Annotated in this window: 1 protein-coding gene; it reads left to right on the top strand. The window is 76.4% G+C overall.

The features are described from left to right. Positions 1-31: 31 nt before the first annotated feature. Positions 32-652, top strand: a 621-nt coding sequence (locus tag HMPREF0731_RS22550) for an AzlC family ABC transporter permease (protein ID WP_007006592.1), incomplete at its 3' end; no start/stop codon positions are given.

Here is a 652-nt window from a genome sequence, read left to right on the forward strand (position 1 = left end):
GAGGCCGAGACGCGGCTGCTGGAGGCACGCCGTGGCTGAGCCCTCCCCCGCCGCCGCCGCCACCGCGTCGCGCGGGCCGGTGGTGTTCACCCGCGCCGGAATCTGGCGCGGCGCGCGCACCGCGCTGCCGCTGTGGCTCGGGCTGCTGCCCTTCGGCCTGGTGGTCGGCGTGCTCTCGGCCGGCAAGGGGCTGTCGCTGGCCGAGACGCTGCTGATGTCGATGATCGTCTATGCCGGCGCCTCGCAGCTGCTGGCGCTGGAGCTCTGGGCCGACCCGGCGCCGGTGCTGGCGGTGACCCTGGCGGCGGCGGTGGTGAACATCCGCCTGGCGCCGATGGGCGCGGCGCTGGCGCCCTGGCTCGACCGGCTGCGCGGCTGGCGGCTCTGGGGCACGCTGGCGACGCTGGTGGACCATTCCTTCGCCCTCGGCGTCGCCGAGCAGCGGGCGGGTGGGCGCGACGCGGGCTATCTGCTCGGCATCGGCCTGTCGCTGTGGTTCGCCTGGCAGATGGCGACGATCGGCGGCCATGTGCTGGGCAACAGCGTGGCGCTGCCGCCGGGGCACGCGCTGTTCTTCGGCGGCATCGCCGCCTTCAGCGGGTTGCTGGTGCCGCTGTGGCGCGGCGCGCGGCGCGACCTCGCCCCCTGGGCG

The organism is Pseudoroseomonas cervicalis ATCC 49957, from assembly GCF_000164635.1.
Taxonomy (GTDB): domain Bacteria; phylum Pseudomonadota; class Alphaproteobacteria; order Acetobacterales; family Acetobacteraceae; genus Pseudoroseomonas; species Pseudoroseomonas cervicalis.